This is a genomic window from Streptomyces sp. NRRL B-1347 (assembly GCF_000720325.1).
GTDB lineage: Bacteria > Actinomycetota > Actinomycetes > Streptomycetales > Streptomycetaceae > Streptomyces.
Map to the genome: position 1 here is coordinate 18,883 of NZ_JOJM01000011.1, position 26,299 is coordinate 45,181.

The 26,299-nt window shown below is 74.0% G+C and carries 17 protein-coding genes and 1 pseudogene; 9 read left to right on the forward strand and 9 right to left on the reverse strand.

Features of this window, described 5'->3' with window-relative positions; genetic code table 11:
- Positions 1 to 5: 5 nt before the first annotated feature.
- Genes IG74_RS0112765 through IG74_RS0112775 form a run of 3 tightly spaced genes read right to left on the reverse strand, consistent with a single transcriptional unit; the run spans position 6 to position 3,931 of the window.
- Complete coding sequence (locus IG74_RS0112765; RefSeq protein ID WP_030674591.1) at positions 6 to 413, reverse strand: DUF742 domain-containing protein; 408 nt, start codon at positions 411 to 413, stop codon at positions 6 to 8.
- A gap of 9 nt (positions 414 to 422) precedes the next feature.
- Positions 423 to 863, reverse strand: coding sequence for a roadblock/LC7 domain-containing protein (locus IG74_RS0112770; RefSeq protein WP_030674593.1), 441 nt, complete (start codon positions 861 to 863; stop codon positions 423 to 425).
- The gene (locus IG74_RS0112775) at positions 860 to 3,931 is read right to left on the reverse strand and encodes a nitrate- and nitrite sensing domain-containing protein (RefSeq protein WP_030674597.1); all 3,072 of its coding nucleotides are present in this window, start codon (positions 3,929 to 3,931) and stop codon (positions 860 to 862) included. The genes IG74_RS0112770 and IG74_RS0112775 overlap by 4 nt, the downstream gene beginning before the upstream one ends.
- Positions 3,932 to 4,751: 820 nt before the next feature.
- Between IG74_RS0112775 and IG74_RS50960 the strand changes: the two genes are divergently transcribed.
- Entirely contained in the window at positions 4,752 to 5,276 is a 525-nt protein-coding gene (locus IG74_RS50960; RefSeq protein WP_030674600.1) for a hypothetical protein, read from the forward strand.
- A 109-nt stretch (positions 5,277 to 5,385) separates the two neighbouring features.
- Here the strand turns inward: IG74_RS50960 and IG74_RS0112785 are convergent, their stop codons facing one another.
- Both IG74_RS0112785 and IG74_RS0112790 read right to left on the reverse strand, forming a co-directional pair.
- Complete coding sequence (locus IG74_RS0112785; protein WP_030674603.1) at positions 5,386 to 6,771, reverse strand: NAD(P)/FAD-dependent oxidoreductase; 1,386 nt, start codon at positions 6,769 to 6,771, stop codon at positions 5,386 to 5,388.
- Positions 6,768 to 7,124: a bifunctional 3-phenylpropionate/cinnamic acid dioxygenase ferredoxin subunit gene (locus IG74_RS0112790; protein ID WP_030674606.1), complete on the reverse strand. Its 357-nt coding sequence runs from the start codon at positions 7,122 to 7,124 to the stop codon at positions 6,768 to 6,770. Before IG74_RS0112790 ends, IG74_RS0112785 begins: the two co-directional genes overlap by 4 nt.
- 712 nt (positions 7,125 to 7,836) lie before the next feature.
- Between IG74_RS0112790 and IG74_RS0112795 the strand changes: the two genes are divergently transcribed.
- The 5 genes from IG74_RS0112795 to IG74_RS0112815 all read left to right on the forward strand — a co-directional run bounded on the left by IG74_RS0112795 (position 7,837) and on the right by IG74_RS0112815 (position 15,003).
- The gene (locus IG74_RS0112795) at positions 7,837 to 8,580 is read left to right on the forward strand and encodes an IclR family transcriptional regulator (protein WP_030674609.1); all 744 of its coding nucleotides are present in this window, start codon (positions 7,837 to 7,839) and stop codon (positions 8,578 to 8,580) included.
- A gap of 369 nt (positions 8,581 to 8,949) precedes the next feature.
- Positions 8,950 to 10,035, forward strand: coding sequence for an S-(hydroxymethyl)mycothiol dehydrogenase (locus tag IG74_RS0112800; protein WP_030674612.1), 1,086 nt, complete (start codon positions 8,950 to 8,952; stop codon positions 10,033 to 10,035).
- A gap of 101 nt (positions 10,036 to 10,136) precedes the next feature.
- On the forward strand, positions 10,137 to 12,635 hold the full coding sequence (locus tag IG74_RS0112805; protein WP_030674615.1) for a GcvT family protein: 2,499 nt from the start codon (positions 10,137 to 10,139) through the stop codon (positions 12,633 to 12,635).
- A gap of 63 nt (positions 12,636 to 12,698) precedes the next feature.
- Positions 12,699 to 13,877 (forward strand): N-methyl-L-tryptophan oxidase, encoded by a 1,179-nt coding sequence (gene solA / locus IG74_RS0112810; protein ID WP_030674617.1) that lies wholly within the window; start codon positions 12,699 to 12,701, stop codon positions 13,875 to 13,877.
- A 10-nt stretch (positions 13,878 to 13,887) separates the two neighbouring features.
- Entirely contained in the window at positions 13,888 to 15,003 is a 1,116-nt protein-coding gene (locus tag IG74_RS0112815; RefSeq protein WP_030674619.1) for an aromatic ring-hydroxylating oxygenase subunit alpha, read from the forward strand.
- A 71-nt stretch (positions 15,004 to 15,074) separates the two neighbouring features.
- Here the strand turns inward: IG74_RS0112815 and IG74_RS0112820 are convergent, their stop codons facing one another.
- The 4 genes from IG74_RS0112820 to IG74_RS0112835 form a co-directional block, all read right to left on the reverse strand.
- A complete protein-coding gene (locus IG74_RS0112820) occupies positions 15,075 to 19,766 on the reverse strand; it encodes a hypothetical protein (protein WP_030674623.1) in 4,692 nt (1,563 codons plus the stop codon).
- 91 nt (positions 19,767 to 19,857) lie between these two features.
- On the reverse strand, positions 19,858 to 20,751 hold the full coding sequence (locus IG74_RS0112825) for a hypothetical protein (protein ID WP_030674627.1): 894 nt from the start codon (positions 20,749 to 20,751) through the stop codon (positions 19,858 to 19,860).
- Positions 20,752 to 20,827: 76 nt separating this feature from the next.
- A complete protein-coding gene (locus IG74_RS0112830; RefSeq protein ID WP_030674631.1) occupies positions 20,828 to 22,354 on the reverse strand; it encodes a hypothetical protein in 1,527 nt (508 codons plus the stop codon).
- Between the two features lie 93 nt (positions 22,355 to 22,447).
- Entirely contained in the window at positions 22,448 to 23,152 is a 705-nt protein-coding gene (locus IG74_RS0112835) for a GntR family transcriptional regulator (protein ID WP_030674634.1), read from the reverse strand.
- Between the two features lie 234 nt (positions 23,153 to 23,386).
- Between IG74_RS0112835 and IG74_RS0112840 the strand changes: the two genes are divergently transcribed.
- The 3 genes and pseudogenes from IG74_RS0112840 to IG74_RS0112850 all read left to right on the forward strand — a co-directional run bounded on the left by IG74_RS0112840 (position 23,387) and on the right by IG74_RS0112850 (position 26,291).
- Positions 23,387 to 24,688: an MFS transporter gene (locus IG74_RS0112840; protein WP_030674637.1), complete on the forward strand. Its 1,302-nt coding sequence runs from the start codon at positions 23,387 to 23,389 to the stop codon at positions 24,686 to 24,688.
- A pseudogene (locus tag IG74_RS0112845) lies at positions 24,685 to 25,453 on the forward strand (putative hydro-lyase). Before IG74_RS0112840 ends, IG74_RS0112845 begins: the two are co-directional and overlap by 4 nt.
- A gap of 73 nt (positions 25,454 to 25,526) precedes the next feature.
- Positions 25,527 to 26,291, forward strand: a complete 765-nt coding sequence (locus tag IG74_RS0112850; RefSeq protein ID WP_030674641.1) for a LamB/YcsF family protein — start codon at positions 25,527 to 25,529, stop codon at positions 26,289 to 26,291.
- Positions 26,292 to 26,299: the final 8 nt, after the last annotated feature.

Consider the following 26,299-nt stretch of genomic DNA (forward strand, 5'->3'; position numbering starts at 1 on the left):
GCTGTTCAGAGCGCCCGGAGGCCGCTGATCACGTCGCGCAGAATACTCTCGTCCGGCAGCTCGGCGGGGGGTACGGGGCGGGTGACGTGCACCAGTTGGTCGTCCACGAGATCGCCGATCAGGACGCGGATCACGCCGATCGGAAGGTCGAGTTCCGCCGCGAGTTCCGCGACGGACTGGGGGCTGTCGCGGCACAGGTCGACGATGTCCACGTGCTCCGGTGACAGCGTCTGGTCGGCCTCCGTGTCATCGGCGCGGGACTCCGCGACCACGACCGCGATCAGGTCGAGGCGGTGCTGGGCCGGGCTGGTGGTGCGTCCGCGCGTCATGGCGTACGGACGCACCACCGGGCCGGCGTCGTCGTCGAACCAGCGAGGCGTCGAGGGAAGGGCCTGACTGTCGTCGTCGCTCATGCCCTCCCACTACCCTCCCGTGGGCAGGTCGGTGCGCGGCGCCGAACCCAGGTGCACACCCACCCTTTTGACCAGCAGCGTCATCTCGTACGCCACCAGGCCGACGTCGGAGTCCGCGTCCGCGAGGACGGCGAGACAGCTGCCGTCGCCCGCGGCCGTGACGAAGAGGAACGCGTCGTCGAGCTCGACGACGGTCTGTCTGACCTTGCCCGCCTCGAAGTGGCGCCCGACGCCCTTGGCGAGGCCGTGGAAGCCGGACGCGACGGCGGCGAGGTGCTCGCTGTCCTCCCGGGTCAGGTTCTTGGACACGCCCGTCGGCAAGCCGTCGCCGGAGAGGACGAGCGCTTTGCGGATGCTGGCGACACGCTCCACCAGGTCATCGAGGAGCCAGTTCAGCTCTCCCGATCCCCCGGTCGCGGTGGTGCGTGTGTCGGCCTTCGGTGCGGTCATCGACCGTCCCCCTCAGATGTCGTTCCTGGTGCTGTGCCGTCAGGGGCGGTGTCGCCCGCGGCGTTCTCTTCGCGGCCGCGCTGCCAGCCGCGCTGGAGCGAGGCCATCCGGCTGCGTACCTCGTCGGCGTCGCGCTCGTCCGACCCCCCGGTCACCGGAGCTGTGTCACGCTCCGTGCGGTGTCCGGGGCCTTCCTTGAGCTGTGGGGCGAGGTTCGCCTGCCGGACCCTGCGCGGCAGGCCTCCCAGAGCGGGCCTGCCGGGGTCCTGGGGCGCCGTGCGGGGCGTCGTCCCGGTGCTGCCTGCGGCCCGGTCCATGGCTTCCCTGTCCGTCCTCGCCGCCCGGTCCGCACCGGGCGCTGTCTCCGTGCGGGCGGCGCCCCTGAGCGGGTCCGTCGCCGGGCGGCGGCGGGGCAGCGGCCGCGGTTCCGCCTGGGGGTCGCTCCGCTCCGGGCGGGGCGGGGCCAGATCGGGCCAGTCGCCGTCGGAGCGCGGGCGGCGCGGCGGTTCGAGGCCCGCGCGGCCGGCCGCGGCGTCCCGGGCGGGGGCGCTGTCGGTCCGGGCGTCCAGCGGGGTCGGTCCAGTCGGCCAGGTGTCCCGCGCGGGGCCGCGCCCCGGGCGGCCGCCCGGGGCGTCGCGGCGGGACCGTACGTCGTCATCGGTGTCGGTGGTGTCGGCGGCGTCCGCGTCCCGCGCGCGGGACGGGCCGACGCGGCGGCCGTGCGAGGAGACCAGCTTCGGCGCGCCGCGGCGCGGCAGGGGCACCGTGCCCCCGGGGGCCCGATCGTTGTCCAGGAGGTCGTCGCGGCCGGGAAGGTCGTAGGCGGTGGGGCCGGTGGCCCGGGCGGGCTCGTCGAGAACCGGCTCGCGCGCCTGCTGATGCTGCTCTCCGGAGGTCTCGGTGACACGGCGGCGGGGGCGGAACAGGCCACCGCGCTCGCTGTCGGCGTCTTCCAGGTCACCGAGTTCGTCGAGGGAGTCCGAGAAGCCCTCCAGGCTCGCCATGCCGACCGGCGCCTCCAGCTCGACCGGTCCGTCCAGGATGGAGGCGGGCAGGCCGGGGAGCTGGACGGGGACCTGGGCGAGGGCCGCGGCGCGGTCGCCCGCGGGGGTGCCGCCCACGGGCGTGGCGGGCTGCGGCCGGTCGAGGCGGAACCCGACGCCTCCGGTGTCCGGTACGTCGTCCGTGAGCAGGGACTCCGGGATGAAGACCACGGCCGTCGTGCCACCGTACGGAGAGGGCTGCAAGGAGACGCGGACGCGCTGGCGCTGAGCCAGACGGCTGACGACGAAGAGGCCTAGGCGGTCGGTGTCGGACAGTTCGAACTCGGGCGTCTCCGCGAGGCGGAGGTTGGCGTCCAGGAGGGCCTCGGAGGCCATGCCGAGGCCCCGGTCGTGGATCTCCAGGGTGAAGCCGTTGGCCACGTGCTCCCCCAGGACCTGCACCGCGGTGTGCGGGGGCGAGAACACCGTGGCGTTCTCCAGGAGTTCGGCGAGCAGGTGGGTGAGGTCGGCGACAGCGGGCCCGGTGACGGCGATCCGGGGCAGTCGGCGCACCTCAATGCGTTCGTAGTCCTCGACCTCGGCGACGGCCGCTCGTACGACGTCCATCAGCTGGACGGGCTTGCGCCACTGCCGGGAGGGGGCGGCGCCGGAGAGGATCACGAGGCCTTCGGCGTGCCGCCGCATGCGGGTGGTGAGGTGATCGAGGCGGAACAGGTCAGCCAGTTCGTCGGTGTCCTCGGTCCTGCGCTCCATGGTGTCGAGGAGCGTCAGCTGCTTGTGCAGCAAGACCTGGCTGCGGCGGGCGAGGTTGACGAACACCTCGGAGACGCCGCGGCGCAGGTCGGCCTGTTTGACGGTGGCCTCGACGGCGGCGCGCTGCAGGGTGTTGAGGGCCTGGCCGACCTGGCCGATCTCGTTCTTCTCGTAGCTGAGGCGGGGCGCTTCGGTCTCCACGTCGACCTGCTCGCCCGCCGCGAGCCGCCGCAGCAGGCCGGGCAGGCGCACACCGGACGCCTCGTGGGCCTCCAGGCGCAGACGGCGCAGGTCGCGGATGAGGCCGCGGCCGATCCGCACGGAGAGCACGATGGAGATGATCACGGCGAGCAGGCCGACCACGCCGGCGATGGCCAGCTGCACGATCACGCCGACGGCCTCGGGGCGGGCCCGGTCGCGCAGCCGGTCGATGGCCGCGTCGTTACGCTCGGAAAGGCCCAGGAGGACCTTGTCCGCCTCCTGGTTCCAGTCGGAGGAGGTGACCGCGCGCGGGGTGCCGGGGCCGGACTCCGCGAGGGACTTCTCGGCGTCGCGCAGGCGGGCGGTCTCGGCGCCGTTCCAGTACCGCTCGTAGCGGGCGCGCTCGCCGTCGGGGAGCTGGGCGAGGCTGTTGTCGAGGAGCATCGAGCGCTGCGCCATCAGGTCGGTGACCTGGCGGATCTCGCCCTTCGTGACGGTCCCTGTGACCAGGGCGGAGGCGATCAAGGCGTCTTCGCGGGAGAGGAGTTCACGGGCCTGGTCGACGCCGACGAGGGCGCGGCTCTGGGCGGTGATGCTCACGTCGTCCAGGGCGTTGAGCGTCGTCAGGAAGCCGTAGCAGGGGTCGGTCAGACGCGTGTACATCTTCAGCGCCTTGTCGCGGCTGATGGTGCCTTCCTCGACGGTGCGGCGCAGGGCCTCGATGCCCGCGAAGGCGTCGAGGACGGCGGTCAGGCGTTCCTCGGAGTGGCCGTCGAGGACGTCGCGGGAGTCGGAGTCCTTGGCGGCGGACCTGACCTTGGCGACGAGTTCGTCCGTGGCGTCGCGGCTGCTGCGCAGCGCGGCGAGCGCGTCCGACGCCCGTGGGTCCGCTAGGTAGACGAGCGTCTGGCGCCGCTCCTCCTGGACGACCTGGACGGTGTCCTGGATGGGTTTGGCCAAGTCGTCGATGATGTACGCGGTGTCGATCAGCTTGTTTGCCTCTCGCCCGGTCACGAACGTGGCGAAGCCCCAGATCGCCGTGAGGGACACGAGCGGCACGAGCAGCAATGCCACGATCTTCCGGCGGATCGACTTCCCGCGAAAGCGCATGGCCTCCCCTAGATCGGGCCCCTTGCGGCCGCGCGAATGACCCAGGGGCACGCATGTGCGTCAACAAACGGCGTGAGCCTACTACTGACACACGGGCAACTCGAAGGCACGTCCGGACGCTTTTCAGCCGTGACGCGAAACGGACGTCAGGAGTTGTCCGCCCATTGCGGGAGATTGCCTCCCGCCTGCGCCGCACCCCGAGCCGCCCCATCCCCCTTACCTCAAAGGCCAGTTGGCCTGAAGTGTGTGCCGCTGGGAACCGATCACCCTTTCGGGTGACGTCTCGAGCGGAGTGGGAATCTTCGACGGGGCTCGTTCGTCGATCAGTACGGAAGGTGAGCACGAGGTCGAATGGCTGGACGGGGCGACCGAGTGGTGCGCGCGGGGGCCGGACGACAAGGGGCGCGGGATCGAACGACCATGTACGGCTCGGCGGGTGGCGTAAAGCAGCGTAATCCGGGCAGCAGCCAGAGAGTCGGACAGGAGACTCTCGGTGGCCGCGGGGCACGGGACGGCGTGCGTGCGACACGCGCCGCGCCGTAAGGCAGCGGGGGGGAGTGACGAGTTGATGAGTACGACGGAGCGCGATACGGCGCTACGGAAGGGCGCGCGCGGTGAAGTGGCGGGCCCGGACGTGAAGGTGGCCGCGCGACAGGAGGACGATCAGGCCGGGACGGGGCGGCCTTGGCGGGCCGAGCGTGCGCAGAGACGTGAGCTGGGCCGGGCCGAGCGCGACGGCGAGGCCGGAGCGTCGGGCGCCGAGACGCAGGGCTTGGAGGCGGGGAGCGCCGCGCACCGCGTCGCCCCGGCACACGCCGCCTTGGGGCAGGCCGCCTTGGGGCAGGCCGCCTTGGGGCAGGCCGCCCTGAAGCAGGCCGAGCAGCGGGAAGCCGATACCGGTGACCCGAGCACGCGAACGGGAGGCGACCGCTTGGGATTCGACGGGTATGACGCGCGGCGGCCACTGTGGATCGAGGAGCCCTCGACCCGTCGGCGCCTGCCGGATCCGGTGCGCGCCACCGCCGTACGGGCCGTGCTCATCGTGGCGCTGACGCTCATCCAGGCGATGACTGCGTTCTTCTGCGCGATGGCCGGGTCCTGGCTGGCCTTCCCCATGGTGCTCAGCAGCGTCGCCAGCACGGTCGTGGCCACCTGGGGCGTCCTCGACGTCTTGGTGACCCGCCAGGCCTGGAACCAGCGCAACGGCGTCGTGTCGGCGCCCAGCAGCACGGCACGCAGGCTCCGGCGCGAGCGGCGCAGGGCCCGCCGGGCGGCTCGCACGACCGCCCGCGCCAAGGAGGGCATACGGGGGCGGGGCGCGGCGCGACAGCTGTCCCACTCCTGACGGCGCGCCGCACCTCGCCGACCACACAACTTCGCCACAGGTCGCGGGCGATGGACCCACAGCGCACGCTGCCGGGCGACATCACGTGCTGCGGGCCGCACACCGGCCGTCACACCACGGCCGCGCGCCTGGCCCGTAGCTCTCGCCGGGCACGCATGAACGCACGCGGGCGATCCACAGCCAGGACAGCCGTCGGGTGACCCTCATGCTCGTACACCGCCAGAAAACCACCATCGTCTGGGTTGAGACCGCCCTCCTCCACGCGGACCGTGGCCGCGGCGGGGCGATGGCCCGCGAACTGGAGACGGGAGCCGTACTGATCCGACCAGAAGTAAGGGAAAGCGTTCGCGGACTCCACGGTACGGGCGGCGAGCAAATTACGTACGGCTACGCGAGGTTGCTCCGTGGCGCTCGTCCAGTGCTCGGCGCGGATACCGCCGACACGGGCGACATCCCCGACGGCGATCACCTGCGGCAGGGCGGTCACGCAGCCCTCATCGCACGGGACTCCGTCGCGCAGCGCCCCACCGCCGCCGTCGAGCCATGTGTCCTCCAGCCATGCGGTATTGGGCTGCGCGCCGATGCCGACGACCACCACATCGGCGGGCAGTAGGCGGCCGTCGGCAAGCTCCACCGCGGCGACCCGGCCGCCGGAGTCGGACGCGCAGGCCGAACGCGGCGCGGGGTGCAGGCTCGCCACTCCCGTGCCGGTGAGCAGCCGAGCGCCGCCCCGCCGGTGCAGGTCGGCACAGAACGCGGCCATGTCCGAGCCGAATTGAGGTATCAGTGGCAGGGGCGCCGCCTCTACGACGGTGACGTCATGGCCGAGCGTCACGCACGACGACGCCGTCTCCGCGCCGATGAATCCGCCGCCGATCACCACGACCCGGCGGGGGCGGCCGGTCAGCGCGGTGCGCAGGGCTCGGGCGTCGTCGAGGGTGCGCAAGGTGTGGACCCCGGCGAGGGGTGGACCCGGGAGGCTCCGGGCCGTCGCGCCCGTGGCGATGACGACGCCGTCGCCGACGACCGCGCGGCCATCGGCGAGCAGTACGGCACGGCTGCCCGTATTGAGGCCGGTCGCGGGGGTGCCGAGGAGCCATTCGGCGTCCAGCTCGGCGAGTTCCTCGTCGTCGGCCAGGGTTAGGTCGGGCTCGTCGGCGGTGACCGGAGCCGGGGCCGGGACTGCGCCGATGCTGGTGGTGGGTGTGGCGAGCGTTGTGGGTGCGCCAGGAGTGGGGGGCGTGCCAGTCGCAGGGGCCGTGAGGGCGGTGGTGGTGCTGGTGGTGGTGATCGTGCCGGTCGTGGGGGCTGGGGCCGTGGAGGCTGTGGAGGCCATGGAGGCCGCGAGGAAGGACTTGGACAAGGGTGGGCGGTCGTAGGGCATGTGGGGTTCCGCGCCGATGACCACGAGGCGGCCGTCGAAGCCCTGGGCGCGCAGCTCGCGGACTGCGTGGAGCCCGGCGAGGGAGGCGCCGACGACGATGACCGTTCTCATGCGGCGGAGCCCTCCCCCGCCACCGCGCCCGCCTCGGCCGGGACCGAGGGCACGCCCGTCACGTGGACGTGAACCATGCCGTCCACGACGCTCACGCGATGTGTGCGTACGGAGCGGCGCGCGGGCAGGCAGGTCGGCTCGCCCGTCCTGAGGTCGAACGAGGCGGCGTGCAAGGGGCATTCGACCAGGCAGCCCTCCAGCCAGCCGTCGGAGAGAGAGGCGTCCTGGTGGCTACAGGTGTCGTCGATGGCGTACAGGGCGCCGTCGGCGTTGAACACCGCGATGGGCGGGGTGGTGTCGAGACGGACGGATGCGCCGGCGGGGAGGTCGTCGAGGCGGCAGACGGGAATCATGGCGTCCCTCTGGATCTCTCGGTCGGATGTGGTGGAAGGCTGGGCCCGGACCGGGTCGGTGGGGCCGGGTCGGTGCTTGGCTCGGTGCTCGGCTCGGTGCTCGGCTCGGTTCGTGTGGCCCGACGGGTGCTCGGCTTCCGGCCGGGGTGAGGCTTCGGGTCCCGGGCAGGCCCGGAAGCTTGGGCTGCGGTTGGGCCCGGAGGTTCAGGACCCCGTCGTACGCGGAGGTTCAGGTTCGTGGCCGGGAGCGGAGGTTCAGGGCCCGGCCAGGAGCGGGGAGGCCTCGGCCAGGCCCGGAGGTTCGCACCGGGGCGCGGTTCGAGGTGTCAGGCCTCCGGCCAGGTCCGGCTCCGGCGAGGAGCAAAGGCTCAACTCCCGCCCGGAGCAAGGGCGCAGCCGCAGCCCTGACGTCAGCTCCATGTCCAGCTCTGTCGGGAGACCCCAGCCCTGTCCGGCCCCGTTTGGGCTGGGGACTCTTCGGTAACATGAAGTTCCATATGACGCACCACGTAGTGCTATGCGCAACAGAATCCGGTGGGACGCCCGCGGAGTCAAGGGCTTCCCTGAGACGCGGCATCAACGGCCGCCGAGTGGTGAGAGTTGAGATATGACCCGCACGCCGAAAAGCCCTGACCAGACCGAGGAGCCGCATCAGGACCCGCACGGGTCCGGGAGGTCCGGCGCGCGGCAGTCCCGGGCGGCCGCGGGCTCGGTGCAGTCCGTGGACCGGGCCGTGAGCGTCCTGGAGATCCTCGCCCGGCACGGTGAGGCCGGAGTCACCGAGATCGCCGACGAGCTGGGCGTGCACAAGTCGACGGCGTTCCGGCTGCTCGGGGTCCTGGAGAACCGGGGCCTCGTCGGCCAGGCCAAGGACCGCGGCAAGTACTTCCTCGGCGCGGGCGTGCTGCGCCTCGCGGGGGCCGCGGCCGTGCGCATGGACATCTCCCAGGAGGGCGGCCCCGTCTGCCGCGAACTGGCCGACGAGCTGGGCGAGACGGTCAACATCGCGGTCCTCGACGACGACGCCGCGGTCAACATCATGCAGGCGCGCGGCCCCGCGTCCGTGACCGCGCAGAACTGGCTCGGCCGCCGCACCCCGCTGCACGCCACCTCCAGCGGGAAGGTGCTGCTCGCCCACCTGCCGACGACGTTGCGCGAGGGCCTGGTCGCCCGGACGCTGCCGCGGCTCACCGACCACACCGTGACCGGCACGGTGGCGCTGCGCGGCGAGTTGGAGACCGTCGTGGAGCAGGGCTTCGCGACGGCCGTGGAGGAGTTCGAGGTGGGGCTCGCCGCCGTGGCCGCGCCGGTGCGCGCGCACGACGGCAAGGTGATCGGGGCGCTCAGCGCGTCCGGGCCGGTGTACCGGCTGACCGAGGGCCGACTCACCGAGCTGGCCAAGCGCACGGTCGCGGCGGCGGTGGAACTGTCGCGCCGCATGGGCTACGGCCTCTGACCGCGGGCCCGCGCCCCGGGGGCGGCCCGCCCAGGCCCCCTCCCCCAGCCGAGCCGGGCCGGTCGGCCGGACACCCGTAGCCCGCCACCCAGCACCGCCGCCACCGCCACCGCCACCCAGCACCCAGCACCCAGCACCCAGCACCCAGCACCCAGCACCCAGCCGGAGCTGCCCGCCGCCCGCGCACCCATCCGCGCGCCCACGCGCCCACGCGCTCCCGCAAGCGTTCACGCCCGCCCTTTGACGACCTCTTGACGCCCCCTCGATACCGCTCGCACGATGTTCCCGATAGCGCAACGAGTCGTGGAGTACGCAACAACAGCCGCGTTTGCGCGCACTCGCGCAACGGTCCCGCAGAGGAGCCTGGCCGTGCCACACGAGGTCCGTGGCGTCGTCGCCGCGAAGAAGGGCGCACCCGTCGAGGTGCAGACGATCGTCGTGCCGGATCCCGGACCGGGAGAGGTACTCGTCTCCGTGCAGGCCTGCGGGGTCTGCCACACCGATCTGCACTACCGGGACGGCGCGGTCGGCGACGACTTCCCGTTCCTGCTCGGGCACGAGGCCGCCGGCACGGTCGAGGCCGTCGGCGAGGGTGCCGACGGGCTGCGGCCCGGCGACTACGTGGTCATCGCCTGGCGCGCACCGTGCGGGGCGTGCCGCTCCTGCCTGCGCGGCCGCCCCTGGTACTGCTTCGACTCCCGCAACGCGGCCCAGTCCATGACGCTGCTCGACGGCACGCCGCTGACCCCCGCGCTCGGCATCGGCGCGTTCGCGCAGAAGACACTGGTCGCGGCGGGCCAGGCCGTGAAGGTCGACCCCGCGGCGCGCCCGGAGGCGGCGGGCCTCATCGGCTGCGGTGTGATGGCCGGGTACGGGGCCGCCGTGCACACCGGCGGCGTACGCCGCGGCGACACCATCGCCGTCATCGGCTGCGGCGGCGTGGGCTGCGCGGCGATCGCCGGGGCCGCGCTCGCCGGGGCCAGGCGCGTCATCGCGGTCGACGTCGACGACGCGAAGCTCGACGGCGCGACGCGGTTCGGGGCGACGGACACGGTCAACTCCCGGGGCACGGAGCCGGTGGCGGCGGTGCGCGGGCTCACCGGCGGCTTCGGCGTCGACGTGGCGATCGACGCGGTGGGCGTCCCGGAGACGTACCGTCAGGCCTTCTACATGCGCGACCACGCGGGCACCCTCGTCCAGGTCGGCGTGCCCGACCCGGCGATGACCATCGAGCTGCCGCTGATCGACCTGTTCTCACGCGGCGGCGCGCTCAAGTCCTCCTGGTACGGCGACTGTCTGCCCACGCGGGACTTCCCGATCCTCGTCGACCAGTACGTGCGCCGCAGACTGGACCTCGGCGCCTTCGTCAGCGAGCGGATCGCCCTCGACGAGGTCGAGACGGCCTTCGACCGGATGCGGGACGGCAAGGTGCTGCGATCGGTGGTGGTCCTGTGACACCCCCGCACGACCACTCCCAGAGCCCCGGCAGCCCCCACAACCTCCGCAGCCCTCACGGCCCCCGTGGCCCCCATGGCCCCCATGGCCCCCGCGTCGTCATCATCGGCGCCGGAATCGTCGGCTGCTCCCTCGCCGACGAGCTCACCGCGCGCGGCTGGAGCGACGTCACCGTCCTCGAACAGGGGCCGCTGCCCGCCCCGGGCGGCTCCACGTCGCACGCGCCCGGGCTCGTCTTCCAGACCAGTCCGTCCAAGACGCTGAGCGAGTTCGCCGCCTACACCGTGCGGAAGTTCACCTCCCTGACCGTGGACGGGCTTCCCTGCTTCCACGCGGTCGGCGGCCTCGAACTCGCCACCACTCCCGAGCGCTTGGCCGATCTGCGCCGCAAGGCCGGGCTCGCCGCGTCCTGGGGCGTTCGCGCACGGCTCGTCGGCCCGGAGCGGTGCGCGGAGCTGTGGCCGCTGCTGGACAGCGGGCAGGTGCTCGGCGGTCTGCACACGCCCGACGACGGGCTCGCGCGGGCCGTGCCCGCCTGCCGCGCGCAAATCGACCGGGCCGTCCGGCGCGGCGCCCGCTTCCTCGACCGGCACACCGTCACCGGCATCGAGCGCGCCGACGGCCGGGTCACCGGCGTGGTCACCGACCGCGGCTCGTTCCCCGCCGACCACGTGGTGTCGGCCGCGGGCTTCTGGGGCCCGGTGATCGGACGGATGGCGGGCGTCGACGTACCGCTGCAGCCGCTCGCCCACCAGTACGCGAAGACGCGGCCGCTGCCCGAGCTCGCGGGCGTCAACGACCCGCGCGCCGAGGCGTCCCGGCCCATCCTCCGGTTCCAGGACAGGGATCTGTACTTCCGCGAGCACACCGACCGCATCGGCATCGGCTCGTACGCCCACCGGCCGCTGCCCGTCGACCCGTTCACGATCGACTCGTACGACGAGGCCGCCGCACGGGGGCGGGCCGTGCCCGCGATGCCGTCGGCGCACCCCTTCACCGAGGAGGACTTCGCACCGAGCTGGCAGGACTGCTGCGGTCTGCTGCCCGCGCTCAAGGAGTCGGCGGTCGACGAGGGCTTCAACGGCGTCTTCTCCTTCACTCCGGACGGCATGCCGCTGCTCGGCGTGACACCGGCGCTGCGCGGCTTCTGGCTCGCCGAGGCCGTGTGGGTCACGCACTCGGCGGGCGTCGCCAAGGCGGTCGCCGAGTGGATGATCGACGGCAGGCCCTCGACGGACGTCCACGACTGCGACCTGACGCGCTTCGAGGACGCGCAGCGCTCCCCCGCGTACGTCGCGCGGCGCGGCGCCCAGCAGTTCGTCGAGGTCTACGACGTGATCCACCCGCAGCAGCCGATCGACCAGCCTCGCCCACTGCGCGTCAGCCCCTTCTACGCCCGCCAGGTGCAGTCGGGAGCGGTGTTCCTGGAGGGCGGCGGCTGGGAGCGCCCGCACTGGTTCGAGGCGAACGCGCCGCTCACCGAGGGCCTGGAGCTGCCCGCGCGGGACACCTGGTCCGCCCGCCACTGGTCACCGATCGCCGCCGCGGAGGCGCGGGCGACGCGCGAACGGGTCGCGCTGTACGACATGACGCCGCTGCGCCGCCTGGAGGTCACGGGCCCCGGCGCCCTGGCCTTCCTACAGCGCATGACCACCAACAACGTTCACAAGAAGCCCGGTTCGGTCACCTACACCCTCCTTCTCGACGAGGCGGGCGGCATCCGCTCCGACCTGACCGTGGCACGGCTCGCCCCCGACCACTTCCAGGTCGGCGCCAACTCCCCCGCCGATCTCTCCTGGCTACAGTGGCACGCGCCGGACGACGTGCACATCAGGGACATCACCCAGGGGACCTGCTGCGTCGGCGTCTGGGGTCCGCGCGCCCGCGCGCTCGTGCAGCCGCTCACCCACGACGACTTCTCGCACCGGGCCTTCGGCTATTTCAAGGCCCGCCGTACGTACATCGGCGACGTCCCGGTGACGGCGCTGCGCCTGAGCTACGTCGGTGAGCTCGGCTGGGAGCTGTACACCACCGCCGACCTCGGCCTGCGGCTGTGGGACACGCTGTGGGACGCGGGGCGCGACCTCGGCGTCGTCGCGGCCGGACGGTCCGCCTTCACCAGCCTGCGCCTGGAGAAGGGCTACCGCGCCTGGGGCCAGGACATGACCACCGAGCACGACCCGTACGAGGCCGGGCTCGGCTTCGCGGTGCGGGAGGACAAGGGCGACTTCGTCGGCCGTGCGGCCCTGCGGGAGCGCCGCGCGGCCCAGCGGAAGCAAGGCCCCCACTCCGGCACGGGCGCAGGCACGGGCACGGGCACGGGCACCGGCACCGGCACCCGGAGGCTCACCCCGCTGCTCCTGGACGACCCCGCCGCCGTCGTCCTCGGCAAGGAACCGGTGTACGTCCAGGGGACCCCCGCCGGATACGTCACCAGCGCCTCCTACGGCTACACGCTGGGCCGCTGCGTCGCCTACGCCTGGCTGCCGCCGCTGCCCACCGGAGCGCGTACGCACATCGAGTACTTCGGGGAGCCACTGCCCGCGACAGTCGCCGACGAACCGCTCTTCGACCCCGAGATGACCCGCATCCGGTGCTAGCCGCCCGCACCGTCGCCCCCCCCCTGAAGAACCTCCCCCGAAGAACCTCCCTTGGAGACCGCCATGTCCCGCACCACCCCCACGTACGACGTGATCGTGATCGGCCTGGGCGGCATGGGCAGCGCCGCCGCCCACCACCTGTCCGCGCGCGGGGCCCGCGTCCTCGGCCTGGAAAGGTACGGCCCCGTGCACCAGCGGGGCTCCAGCCACGGCGGCTCCCGGGTCACGCGCCAGTCGTACTTCGAGGACCCCGCGTACGTACCGCTGCTGCTGCGCGCGTACGAGCTGTACGAGCAGGTGGAGCGGGACACCGGGCGCGAGATCGCCGTCCTCTGCGGCGGGGTGATGGTCGGCAGGCCCGACGGGCGCGTCGTCTCCGGGGCGCGGCTCTCCGCCGAGACCTGGGACCTTCCGCACGAGATGCTCGACGCCCGCGAGATCCGCCGCCGCTTCCCGACGCTCGCGCCCCGCGCCGACGAGGTGGCGCTCTTCGAGCGGCGCGCGGGCCTCCTCCGGCCGGAGAGCACCGTGGCCGCACACCTCCAGCTCGCCACCCGGCAGGGCGCCGAGCTGCGCTTCGAGGAGCCGGTCGTCCGGTGGGAGCCGTACGGCGGCGGGGTGCGCGTGCACACGCCCGAGGACACGTACACCGCGGGCCAGTTGGTGATCTGCCCCGGTGCCTGGGCGCCCGAACTGCTCGCGGACCTCGGGGTGCCGTTCACGATCGAGCGGCAGATCATGTACTGGTTCCAGCCGACCGGCGGCGTGGGCCCCTTCCTGCCCGAGCACCATCCGATCTATGTGTGGGAGGACCCGGAGGGGGTCCAGGCGTACGGCTTCCCCGCGATCGACGGCCCCGGACTCGGTGCCAAGGTGGCCTTCTTCCGCAAGGGCGAGGTGTGCACCCCCGACACCATCGACCGCACGGTCCACCCGCACGAGGTCGCCGCGATGGCCGACCACATCTCCCGCCACATCCCGCTGCTCCCGGGGCGCCTGCTCAAGGCCGCCACCTGTATGTACACGACGACGCCCGACGAGCACTTCGTCATCACCCGGCACCCCGCCCATCCGGAGTCGGTGACGGTCGCCTGCGGATTCTCCGGGCACGGCTTCAAGTTCGTGCCGGTCGTCGGCGAGATCGTCGCCGACCTGGCGCTCGACGGCACCACCGCGCACCCCATCGAGCTGTTCGACCCGCGCCGGATCACCGGCCAGCTGCCCGCCGCGGCGCCCGCTTAGGAGGACCGACGTGACGACCCAGGTCTCCAAGAGTCTCATCGCGACCCTGCCCGGCCGCTCGTACACCGACCCCGAGGTGTTCGAGCGCGAGCGGGAGCGCGTCTTCGAGGCGCTGTGGGTGTGCGCCGTGCGCGCCGCCGACCTCGACAGGCCCGGCGCGTACCGCACCGTCCAGGTCGGCCGCGAGAGCGTCCTGGTCACCCGCGCCCGCGACGGCGGCCTGCGCGCCTTCCTCAACGTCTGTCGGCACCGGGGCGCCCGCCTGTGCGCGGACGACGCGGGCGAGGTGCGGCGCGGCCTCCAGTGCCCGTACCACGCGTGGACGTACGGCCTGGACGGCCGGCTCGTCGCGGCGCCGAACCTCACCGGGATGCCCGACGTCGACCGGACCGCGTACGGCCTGGTGCCGGTGGCCCTTCGGGAGTGGCTCGGCTACGCCTGGGTGTGTCTGGCCGACGAGCCGCCGTCGTTCGAGGAGACCGTGATCGGCGAGGTCACCGCGCGCCTCGGCGACCCGGCGGCCATCGAGCGCTACCGCGTCCACGACCTGGCCCTCGGACGGCGCGTCCGCTACGACGTGCGCGCCAACTGGAAACTGATCGTCGAGAACTTCATGGAGTGCTACCACTGCGCGACCATCCACCCCGAACTGACCGACGTGCTGCCGGAGTTCACCGACGGCTTCGCCGCCCAGTACTACGTCGGGCACGGCGCGGCCTTCGGCGATGGGGTGCAAGGCTTCACCGTCGACGGCAGCGCGGGCTTCGGGCGCCTCCCGGAGGTCGCCGACGACCAGGACCGGCGCTACTACGCGATCACCGTCAGGCCGACGGTGTTCGTGAACCTCGTGCCGGACCACGTGATCCTGCACCGCATGTTCCCGCTGGCCGTGGACCGTACAGCCGTCGAGTGCGACTGGCTGTACGCACCCGACGTCGTGGCCTCCGGGGCCGATCTGTCGAAGTCGGTGGAGCTCTTCCACCGGGTCAACGAGCAGGACTTCGCGGCGTGCGAGCGCACCCAGCCCGCGATGAGCTCCCGCGCCTACCGGCAGGGCGGGGTGCTCGTGCCGACCGAGCACCACATCGGGGAGTTCCACGACTGGGTGACCCGGCGGCTCGCCTGAGCACCGCGCGCCCCGCGGGGCTCGGGCAGCTGCCGTCCCGCACGGCTCAGGCGACTGCCGTCCCGCACGGCTCAGGTGGTCGCGGGCCGCTTGTACATCCGCGTCGCCGTGATCTCCCCGTGCACCGTCTCCTCGGCCGGGGCCTGCTGCCCCTGCGGCAGACCCGGCCGCAGGTGCTCCTCGACGCTGATGTACTTCAGGCCCGCCCGCAGGTCCGCGTCGTTGCGCAAGCGGATGACCAGCGGGAACTCGGCGAGCGCGGTCGTGTCGAACAGGCCGGTGGTGTACAGCAGCTGCACGCCGAGGGCGTCCGAGACGGCCCGCTGGAGCTCCAGGAGGTACGTGGCGTTGGCGCGGCCGATGGGGTTGTCGAGGAACAGGGTGCCCGCGTGGCGGTGCTTGTCGCGGCCCCGGTCGTTCGACCGCAGGGCGGCCATCGTGCAGTACAGGGCGATGGCGGCGGTCAGCAGCTGGCCGCCGGAGAACACGTCGCCCATCTGGCCGACGGGGACGCGCTCGGCGCGCAGCACGGCGTCGGGCTTGAGGATCTCCACGGCGATGCCGCGCGGCTCCAGGGCGGCCTGAACTCCCCTGAGCAGCAGGGACATTCCGTCCCTTCGCAGGTCGGAGTTCTTCTTCACGGCCGCGCGGGTGGCCTCGTCGATGACCAGGCCGAGGCGCTCCACGAGCGTGGCCTGGTCGGGCTCCTCGAAGCGGATGCGCAGGAACTCCTGGCCCGACCACTCGCCGAGGCCTTCGGGGAGCCGGGACAGGCGCTGGGCGGACCGCAGGGTGGCGAGGGCCGACTCGACGAGCCCGCGCAGCCGGTCGACGATGCTGTCGCGGTTGCGCTCCAGCTGCTCCAGCTCGTCGGTGAGCACGCGCAGGCGGGGCGCGAAGGCGTCCGCCCACTTCTTGGCGTGCTCGGGCAGCGCCGCGGCGGGCAGCTCGCGGATCTGCTGGCGGGCCGGGGTGCGGACCTGTTCGTAGCGCGTGGAGTTGGCGTGCCGGACCAGGACGTCGCTCGCCTCGCGCACCGCCGTCTCGGCCGCGGACAGGTCGGCGGCGCAGCCGCGCAGCGAGCGGCGGGCCTCCGCGGCGGCCTGCCGGGCCTCCTCCAGGGTGCCGGGGTGGGGTTCGGGCTGCTCGTCCTCGTCCGCTTCGTGGTGCTCGCGGAGCAGGTCGCGCAGGAGCGCGGCCGTCTCGTCGAAGCCTCCGGCCGCGTCCTCGGTGGCGCGGTGGGTGCGCAGGAGCGCGGCGTGCGCCTCCTTGGCCCGGGTCAGGTCCTCGCTGTGCGCGGCCAGTTCGCCCGTGGCGGTGCGCAGCAGCGCCTGGGCGTGCTCGGCGTCGGCGGGCACCAGGTCATCGGGCAGCTCGGTGTGCGCGTCGCCGTCCTCGGGCGCGTGCCGCTCGGCCTCGCCGCGCAGGCGGCCGAGCTGCTCGCTGGCGGCGGACGCGCGCGACTCGATGAGCTGGACCTGTGCCTCCGCTCGCGCGGCGGCGGCCTGCCGGGAGGGGCCGTCGGCGCCGTCGGTGCCTTCGAGGAGCTGGGCGGCGCGGGTGCGCACCTTGTTGCTGAGCCGGTCGAGCTCGGCGAGGGCGGCGGACTCGTCGCTCTCGGCCCGGGCCTGCTCGGCGCGCAGGTCGGCGCCGACACCGACCTTCTCGTAGAGCTGCGAGGCCGCGCGGTAGGCCTCGCGCAGGGCGGGCAGCGAGGTCTTGGGGGCGTCCTCGTCCAGGGCGAGGTCCTCCGGGGCGCCGGCGATCTCGGCGCGCTCGGCGCGCAGGGCGCGGGCGGTGCGGCGGGCGTCGTCGGCGGCGCGCTGCGCGGCACGGCGGTCCTCGTCGGCGGCGCGGGCGCGGTCGAGGCAGGCCTGGGCGCGGGCCTCGGACTCCACGGCCTCGTCGGCCAGTTCGCGCAGTTTCGTCTGCCATCCGGCGCGCTCGCGCAGCCGGAACGCGAGGCCCGCGAGGGCGTCGGCGGCGCGGCGGGCGCGCTGGGCGGCCTCCTGCCGCTCGTCGCGCACGCGCGCGGCCTCGCTGGCGATCTCGTCGGCCTCGGCGCGGGCGGTACGGGCCTCGGTCAGCTCGGCCTCCGCCTCCTCGGCGAAGGCGCGGGCCTCGCGCGCGGCGACGGCCAGCTCGCCGAGGCGCCCGGCCGGGCAGCCGGAGCGCCAGGACGCGAGCCGGGCGGCCAGCTCCCGGTCCTTGGCCAGGCGCTGGGCGAGCACGCGGATCTCGTCGTCGCGCCGGGTGGCGCGGGCGCGCAGGGCCTGCCGCTCCTCGTCGGCGGCGTGCTCGTCGTGCATGGCCGGGTTCGGCGGCACCAGGAAGACGGCGCGGGCGTCGTCCTCCGCCGCGGCCTCGTCGCCGGGGGCCGGGGCCAGGAGCGCTGCGGCCGTGCCGACGGCGACGGTGGAGCGCGGCAGCAGGGCGGCACCGGCGAGCGCCTCGCGGGCCCGCACGTGGGTGTCGGGGTCGGTGATGATGACGCCGTCGACGAGCTCGGGCCGGGCCGCGAGCACGCGCGCGTGGTCGGTGGGGTCGACGGCCTGGGCGAGGTAGCGCCAGCCGGGCAGTGCCGGGATGCCCTGCTCGCCGAGGAACTCGACGGTGGCCAGGACGTCGGGGCCCGGCGGCAGCAGGCCGCCGTCGCCGAGCGCGCCGAGGATCCGGGCGTCGTCCGCGGCCGCGGTGCGCAGCTCGAACAGCTGCCGCTCGGCGGCGGCCACCCCGTCCTCCAGGAGGCCGCGCAGGTCGTCGGCGCTGTGGTCGAGGTGCTCGGCGGTGAGGGCCGCGGCTTCCTCCGGGCGGCCTTCCTGGTCGGTGGCCGCGGCGCCCTCGGGCGTGCCGCCGGTGCCGTCGTCGGCGGCCGCGCGGCGCGGCTGCGGCACACCGGCGCCGAACGTGCCCGCGGGACCGGGCAGACCGAGCAGTTCCGCGAGCCGCTCGTCGCGTGCGAGGGACTCGGCGGTGCGCCGCTCCGCGTCGTACGCCTGCTCTGCGGCCGTCGCGGCGTCGGCGGCGCGGGCCGCCGTCAGCTCGGCACGGGCCTCCGCGGCGCCGGCCTCCTTGGCGTGCTCGGTGGCCCTGCGCCCGGCCTCGCGGGCGGTGTCCCAGGCGGCGACCGCGGTCTTCTCCGCGTCGCTAGCGGCGAGCGCGGCGCGCGCCGGGTCGGCGTCGGGAGCGCTGTCGTCGAGCCAGCCCGCGCGGACGGCCTCCGCGGTCTCCTGTTCGACCTCGGCCAGGCGCTGGCGCAGGTGGCCGGTCTCGCTGCGGGCCCGCTGCGCCTCGGTGGCGGCGGCGGTGGCGTCGCGGTGGGCGGCCTCGCCGGTCTCCTGGAGGGCGGCGGAGCGCTCCTCCTCCTCGTTCGCGTGCGCCTCGGCGCCCTCGGCGGCCGTGTGCAGTGCCCGGACGAGGTCGGCGGCGGCCTTGGCGCGGGCGGCGAGCGCGGGGGCCGCGTCCCGCTCGGCCTCGCGGATGGCGGCGGCCACGCGCGCGGAGCGGTCGGCGGCCGCCCGGTGCCGCAGGACGGCCTCGGCGGCCTGCCACGCCGCGTGCAGGGTACGGGCGTCGGCCAGCTCGCGACGCTGGGCGGTGGCGGCCTTCTCGGCGACGGTGAGCGCCAAGGAGGCGTGCCGGTAGGCCAGTTCGGCGGAGATGCGGGCGGAGCGCTCGCGGGCCTGCTCCGCCGAGGTGACGGTGTGCGCGGCGGCCGTGACCTGCTCGGCGAGGTCCGCGGCGCGGCCGCGCTCCTCGACGGCGCGGGCGGACAGGCGGCGGGCGAGGGTGCGGGTGCGCCGCTCGGCGCCCGCGTGCACGTCACGCGCGCGTGCCCGGGTCTCGGCGGCGTCGACGATGCGGCCGAGCAGGTCGACGGAGCCCGCGGTGAAGTCCCGCTCGGCGATGAGCTCGGCGCGGCGGCCGAGTTTGTTGCCGAAGCCGTGGACGAGGTCGGCGAGGCCGTCCGTGTCGCGGGTGTCCGTGACGGCGCGCAGCAGCAGGTCGGTGAAGTCGGAGTCCTTCTTGACGGCGAAGAGGCCCGCGGCCTCGCCCTCGTCGGCGTTCATCTCGCGCTGGTAGCGGAAGAGTTCGGGGTCGAGGCCCAGGTCGCCGAGGTGTTCGTTCCACCGGTCGTGGATCTCTTCCCAGTGCACTTCGAGGTGCGGGTACGCCTTCCCCGCCTCCGTCAGGGCGTCCCGGAAGCCCTTCATGGTGCGGCGGCGGCCCTGCGCGCCCGACGCGCCCTCCGCGGTGGGCCTGACGGCGGTGGACTCGGCGACGGGCAGCGAGTCCAGGCTCATGCCCGGGCCGGGCCGGAACGAGTACCAGGCCTCGGCGAACTTCCGCGGGTCGTTGGAGACCTGGCGGCCGCGCCACTCGCTGACCTTGCCGACGACGACGCACTCGCCGGTCAGCGTGTGCTGCCACTCCAGGGCGACGTGGCCGCAGTCGTCGGCCAGCAGGAACTTGCGCAGGACGCCGGAGCTGGCGCCGCCCAGGGTGTTGCGGTGGCCCGGCAGCATCACCGAGAAGATCAGCTTGAGCAGGACGGACTTGCCGCCGCCGTTCTCCAGGAAGAGCACGCCGGCGGGCGCGGGCCTGCGCGGCGGGCCGACCGGCTCCTCCTCGAAGAACTCCGCCTGCGCGGGCGCGGGGTCGGGCACCACGTCGCCTACTCCGCGCAGGTCGAGGACGGTGTCGGCGTAGCGGGCACCGGCAGGTCCGATGGAGTAGAGGCGGACCCGGGACAGCTCGTACATGGCGGCGGACTCTCGTCGTAAGTCGGTGACTCGTGCGGAACGGCGGGGCGTCGGGGCAGGTCCCCGGTGACGGGGTCCCGGCCCCGGGGGGTCAGGCGTGGAACGGCAGGCCCGCGTCGGCCACCAGCTCCAGGTCGTCGGTGTCGTCGGGGGGCAGGAGCGTCGCCGAGCCGTCCGTGACGGGGACGACGCCGAGCTCCAGGAGCTCGGCCATGGCGGCGCTGCCCGCCATGTCGCGCACCTGGAGCTGATAGCGCGCCGTCGTGCGGTAGGTCCCGCCGGAGTCGTCGCCGGTGCGCTGGAGGAAGCCGGAGTCGGTGAGGAACGCGGCGGCCTTGCCGACGATTCCGGTGGTCGAGCCGGCCAGTCTGCGCGCGTCCTTGGTGGCTCCGGTGGAGCTGCGCCGGGCCCAGACGCGCCAGGCGGACTCCAGGCCCGGGGCGTTCGTCGCCGGGTCGGTGTTCTCGCCCTGCTCCTCGGCGCGCTCCTCCAGGCGGCGGCAGGCCTGGCGGACGAACGCGTCGACCCCGTTGACGGTGACGCGGCCGATGTAGCCGTCGTCGGCGAGGTCCTCGGGGCGCGGGAAGGCCATGGCGGCGACGGCGAGGTGGGCGAGGCCGTGCAGGAAGCGGTCGGTGGAGTCGGCGGCGGCGCGCCGGGCGTAGTCGCCCATGCGGACGGCGAACACGGAGTCCTCGGCGGCGGTGACCGCCATCCCCGCGCGCGGGGACACCTCCAGGACGACGAGCCCCAGGCCGGTGGCGACGGCGTCGGCGAGGCGCGCGAAGGGCGGGTCCTCGCGGTAGCGGCGGAGCAGGTCGCCGTACTCCTGGTCGCGGGCGGGCTGGAGCTTGGGCTGGAGCCCGAAGGCGACGAGCCGGGCCGCGTCGGCGGCGTCGGCCGGGGTGACGGCCGGGGCGGCCGCCGGGGCCGGGGCGGAGTCCGGCTCGCCCCACGCGGCGTGCTCTGCGGGGTGGTCGGTCACGGCTGCGGCTCCTTGCTGCGGTGGTTCGGTCGTACGTCTCCTGGGGTGCCCGGGGCGGTGCCGCGGGCCCGGGGCGTCACGCCGCCTCCGTGCGGTCGGCGGCCATCCCCGCGGCGTCGAGCAGCGCGGTGCCGACGATGAGGTCGGCGCCACCGAACTCCGGGTCGTCCAGGTCCGTGCCGTCGTCCACGGCGAACAGGAGCCGCTCCTCGCCCTGGCGGTAGGCGGTGCCCACCGGCGGGCTCGCCGCGTGCACGGCGAGCAGGGCGACCAGGTACGGCAGGTCGGGGTCGCGGCGGCGGGCGTCGGCGAGCAGCCCGGAGAGCCTGCGCGGCGCGTCCGGCGGCAGGGCGAGCAGCTCCATCGCGCCGGCCAGCTGCTCCTCGCTGAAGCGGCTGTCGTCGGGCGTGGCGATGAGGTCGGGCTCGGGCATCTCGGCGCCGAGGTGCTCGCGCTCTATCGGCGGGGTCAGGAGTATGTCGACGAGGTCGCCGACGCGCACGGACACGGGCGTGCGCAGGCCCGTGCCGTGGGCGAAGAAGGCGTCCGTGACGCGGGTGGCCTGCTCGGCGGGGAGCGGGAGCACGGGGGCGACGAGCTGGCCGTACAGGTCGAGGCCGGTGCGTGCGGCGGGGGTGGCGAAGGCCTGCCGGTCCTGCTCGGCGCGGAACAGGGGGCCCGCTTCGAGGAGCCGGGACTGGAGCTGGGTGTGGCGGCGGATGCAGTCCTTGACGATGTCGACGAGCTCGGCGGCGCGGCGCTTCTGCTCGGGGTCCTCGGACTCGTCGCGGGCCTTGCGGATGTTCGTCAGGATCGCGTTCTCGTGGCGGTAGCGGTCGGCCACGTGGTCGAGGGCCTCGGCGATCATGTCGGGGACGGCGTTCAGCCAGTCGACCGCGCGGACGTTGCGCCGGGTGGCGTCGAGGGCCTTGCGGAGGGTCTCCGAGTACTGCACCGTGCGGTAGCGCGCCTGCTCGGCGGCGAGCTGGGCGTCGGCGAGGCGGCCCCGGCTGATGAGCACCTCCAGCTTCACCTCAGCGGCGATCTGGGCGCTGGTGACGTCCGTGTCGAGGGCGCCCACCAGGACGTTCACGGCCTCGTCGGTGGTGCGGAGGTAGACACCGCCGCCGTATCCGGGGACTTCCTCGATGAGTTTGAAGTCGTAGTCCCGGCGGACGTACGTCCCGTCCGGGTCGAAGGTGCCGTAGACGGCGCGGAAGCCGCGGTCCACGCTGCCGACGTTGATCAGGTTCTCCAGGACCCAGCGGGCGACGCGCTCGTGCTCGGCGGCGGGGCGGCGCGGGGCCTGGGCGGCGACGCGGGGCAGCAGCCGGGCGACGATCTGCTCGTGGTCGGCGCCCGTGTCGAAGTCCATGTTCAGCGTGACGAGGTCGATGGCGGACAGGGCCACCTCCGCCATCGCGTACACCGAGTACTCCCCCGCGAGGTTGGCCTTGCGGGCGTCCAGGTCGTGCAGCGGCGCCGTGCACGCGAGCGCGCGCAGGCGCCGCGCCAGGCCCTCGTCGGCGGCCGGGCCAGGCGCGGGCCGCGGCCCCGCGCTGAGCTGGGGCGGAGCGGTGTCCGATACGGCAGGCGAAGTCACGGTGCACAGACTAGGTCCTCGGTCTGACAACGGTCGAAACGACGCAGATGCACCGTGCGGGGCCCCCGCTCCCGCGGCGGGCCCGCGGCCGCCTCACCGCGTGCCGATGCCACCCTCCGCCACGCGGCGCGCGTAGGTGTCGACCAGGCCGCGCCGCGAGTCGTCCAGGTACGCGGCGAGCAGTTCCTCCGCCGCGGGCCCGGCACCGGCCTGGAGGGCTTCGAGGAGCTGGCGATTGCGGGCGAGGTAGGGCTCGTGCAGGCGGCGCGGGTCGTCCACCACGTGGAAGGCGAGCCGCAGTTCGGCGAAGACGCTGCGCATCAGCTCGTCGGTGCGGTCGCTGCCTGCGAGCGCGACCAGTTCGCGGTGGAAGTGGATGTTGGCGGTGGACACGCCCTTCCAGTCCTTCTCGCGGGCCGCCGCTGCGCCCTCGGCGACCGCCTCGGCGAGTGCGTCGACGGCGTACGGCGGCTGTCCGAGGCCGCGGACGACGGCGCACTCGACGAGCTTGCGGATGCGGTAGATGTCCTCGACGTCGTCGACGGTCAGGACCCGCACGAACACGCCCCGGTTGAGCTCGTGGACGAGCAGCCGCTCGTGGGTGAGCAGCCGGAAGGCCTCGCGCAGCGTGTTGCGGGAGACGCCGAGCGCGCCGCCGATGCTGTCCTCGGACAGCCGCGTCCCCGGGGGGAAGTACCCCTCGGCGATGCGGCTCCGCAGGATGTCCGCGACGCGTTCGGCGGTGCTGGTGCGGCCCAGCAGCGCGCGGTCGTCGGCGAGACCCGTCAGTTCAGCCATGCTCAACGATCCCCTCAGCCATGCCGGGATTCAACCGCAGAGACAAGAACGAAACAACACGGGTATTGAGGGATCGTTGAACAATCCTCTACGTTGTCCGGCAGGCGGCTCCCGCTCCCCGCCGGGCGCCGTCACGCTCAGCCCGTCAACAGCACCCGCGGCGCTTCCGGACCCCCTTCGGCACCGCTCATCAGAAGCACCCTCCAGCCCCGCCAACCCCTCTGCGAGGTGCCCATGAGCACGACCCCACCGCCCTCCCCGATACCGGTCGACGACTCCCGGAGCGACGCCCGACGCCCCGACGACGACGGCGCGTTCGGCTGGCTGCGGGCGCTCGGGCCGCGCGGCCGCCGCGCCTTCACCGGCGCCTTCGGCGGGTACGCGCTCGACTCCTACGACTACTTCACGCTGCCGCTGACGATGGTCGCCCTCAAGGCGTACTTCGACCTGAACAGCGGCCAGACCGGCCTGCTCACCACCGTCACGCTGGTCGTCTCCGCCGTGGGCGGGGCCGTCGCCGGCGTCGTCGCCGACCGCATCGGCCGCGTGAAGGCCCTGATGATCACGGTGATCACCTACGCGGTGTTCACCGTGGCCTGCGGCTTCGCGCCCAACTACGAGACGCTGCTGGTCTTCCGCGCCCTCCAGGGCCTCGGCTTCGGCGGCGAGTGGGCCGTCGGCGCCATCCTGGTCGCCGAGTACGCGAGCGCGAAGAACCGGGGCCGCACGCTCGGCGCGATCCAGAGCGCCTGGGCCGTGGGCTGGGGCCTCGCCGCGATCGTGTACACCCTGGTGTTCCAGTTCCTGGACGACGACCTCGCCTGGCGCGTGATGTTCTGGACGGGCGCCCTGCCCGCGCTGCTCGTGGTCTACGTGCGCCGCAACGTCCACGACGCCCCGGAGGCGGCCGCCGCGCGCGAGAAGAGCGCCGACAAGGGCTCCTTCACGGCCATCTTCAAGCCGGACCTGCTGCGCGTCACGCTCTTCGCGGTCCTGCTGTCCACCGGCGTCCAGGGCGGCTACTACACGCTCGCCACCTGGGTGCCCACCTACCTCAAGGACGACCGCGGCCTCACGGTCGTCGGCACCGGCGGGTACCTCACGTTCCTGATCACCGGCGCCTTCCTCGGCTATCTGACCGGCGGATACCTCACCGACAAACTGGGCCGCAAGCGCAACATCACGCTGTTCGCCTTCCTCTCCGCGGCCAGCATCGTCGCCTACACGAACATCCCCGACGGCGCCAACGGCCTTCTCCTTGTGCTCGGTTTCCCGCTGGGGTTCTGCATGTCGGCCATCTTCAGCGGCTTCGGCTCGTTCCTCAGCGAGCTGTACCCGGCCGCCGTCCGCGGTACCGGACAGGGCTTCACGTACAACACCGGGCGGGCGATCGGCGCCGTGTTCCCCACCACCGTGGGCTTCCTCGCGGACAGCTGGGGCACGGGCGGCGCGCTGATCTTCGGCGCGTTCGGGTACGCGCTCGCCGTCATCGCCCTGCTCGGCCTCCCGGAGACGCGCGGGAGGGAGCTGCTGTGACCCCCGCCGAGGCACGGAAGCGGTTCCGGGCGGGCCTGAGCGCCCCGACGGCGGGCTGGGCCCGGGGGGCGCACCCAGGCGAACCTGATCGCCGTCCCCGCCGACTGGGCGTACGACATGCTGCTGTTCTGCCAGCGCAACCCGAAGCCCTGCCCTGTCCTGGACGTCACCGACGCGGGCTCCTGGACCACGCCGCTCGCCCCGGGGGCCGATCTGCGCACGGACCTGCCGCGCTACCGCGTGTGGGAGCACGGCGAGCTGGTCGACGAGCCCACCGACGTGCGCGCGCACTGGCGCGACGACCTGGTGACGTTCCTCATCGGGTGCAGCTTCACCTTCGAGTGGTCCCTCGCGGCGGCGGGCGTGCCGCTGCGCCACATCGAGCAGGGCCGCAACGTCTCCATGTACGTCACCGACCGCCCGTGCAGGCCCGCGGGGCGCCTGAAGGGGCCCATGGTGGTCTCCATGCGCCCGGTCCCGCCCGCGCGCCTCGCGGCGGCGATCAGGGAGAGCTCACTGCTGCCCGCCGTGCACGGCTCCCCCGTCCACTGCGGGGACCCGGGCGGGCTCGGCATCGCCGACCTCGGCAAGCCCGACTTCGGCGACCCGGTGGACGCCGAGCCCGACGACATCCCCGTCTTCTGGGCGTGCGGGGTCACCCCGCAGGCCGCCGTGATGGCCTCCAGGCCGCCGTTCGCGCTCACGCACGCGCCGGGCCACATGTTCCTCACCGACGCGCGCGACGAGCAGTACCGCGTGGCCTGACCACGACCGCAGCGGCACGCACGGTGCCCACGCGCGCGCGGGCACGCGACAACGAACAGGAGCGAGAACGTTCATGACCTGGGCCTCGATCGACCTCAACGCCGACCTGGGCGAAGGCTTCGGACGCTGGCGGCTCACCGACGACGAGGAGCTGCTGTCCGTGGTCACCAGCGCCAACGTGGCGTGCGGCTTCCACGCGGGCGACGCGGCCACCATGCGGCGCGTGTGCGAACGGGCGGCCGAGCGGGGGGTGCGGATCGGCGCCCAGGTCTCGTACCGCGACCTGGCGGGCTTCGGGCGGCGCGCGATGGACGTGCCGCCTCTGGAGCTCGCGGCCGAAGTGGCCTACCAGATCGGCGCCCTGGAGGTGTTCGCCCGGGCGGCGGGCGCGCGCGTGGCGTACGTGAAGCCGCACGGCGCGCTCTACAACCGGGTGGTCCACGACATCGAGCAGGCGGCGGCCGTCGTGGACGGGGTGCTGCTCGCCGACGACCGCCTCCCGGTGCTCGGCCTGCCCGGATCACGCTTCCTGGAGGCGGCGGACAAGGCGGGACTCCCCGTCGTCACCGAGGCGTTCGCGGACCGCGCGTACACCGACGAGGGCACCCTGGTGCCGCGCGGCACCGACGGGGCCGTCATCGCCGATGCGGACGCCGTCGTGGAGCGGTCCGTCGGCATCGCCCGGTCCGGCACCGTGACCGCGCACACCGGACAGCGCATCCCGGTCCGCGCCCGCTCCCTGTGCCTGCACGGCGATACACCGGGGGCGGTGGGGCTCGCCCGGCAGGTCCGCGCGCGCCTGGAGGCGGCGGGCGTCCGGGTGGAGGCGTTCGCGTGAGCGTGTCC

Bases quoted from the DNA above. Each gene is read 5' to 3' on its own strand.
- IG74_RS0112765 (WP_030674591.1), bottom strand. From the start codon at position 413: ATGAGCGACGACGACAGTCAGGCCCTTCCCTCGACGCCTCGCTGGTTC.
- IG74_RS0112770 (WP_030674593.1), bottom strand. From the start codon at position 863: ATGACCGCACCGAAGGCCGACACACGCACCACCGCGACCGGGGGATCG.
- IG74_RS0112775 (WP_030674597.1), bottom strand. From the start codon at position 3,931: ATGCGCTTTCGCGGGAAGTCGATCCGCCGGAAGATCGTGGCATTGCTG.
- IG74_RS0112785 (WP_030674603.1), bottom strand. From the start codon at position 6,771: ATGAGAACGGTCATCGTCGTCGGCGCCTCCCTCGCCGGGCTCCACGCA.
- IG74_RS0112790 (WP_030674606.1), bottom strand. From the start codon at position 7,124: ATGATTCCCGTCTGCCGCCTCGACGACCTCCCCGCCGGCGCATCCGTC.
- solA (WP_030674617.1), top strand. From the start codon at position 12,699: ATGTCCCGCACCACCCCCACGTACGACGTGATCGTGATCGGCCTGGGC.
- IG74_RS0112820 (WP_030674623.1), bottom strand. From the start codon at position 19,766: ATGTACGAGCTGTCCCGGGTCCGCCTCTACTCCATCGGACCTGCCGGT.
- IG74_RS0112835 (WP_030674634.1), bottom strand. From the start codon at position 23,152: ATGGCTGAACTGACGGGTCTCGCCGACGACCGCGCGCTGCTGGGCCGC.
- IG74_RS0112840 (WP_030674637.1), top strand. From the start codon at position 23,387: ATGAGCACGACCCCACCGCCCTCCCCGATACCGGTCGACGACTCCCGG.
- IG74_RS0112850 (WP_030674641.1), top strand. From the start codon at position 25,527: ATGACCTGGGCCTCGATCGACCTCAACGCCGACCTGGGCGAAGGCTTC.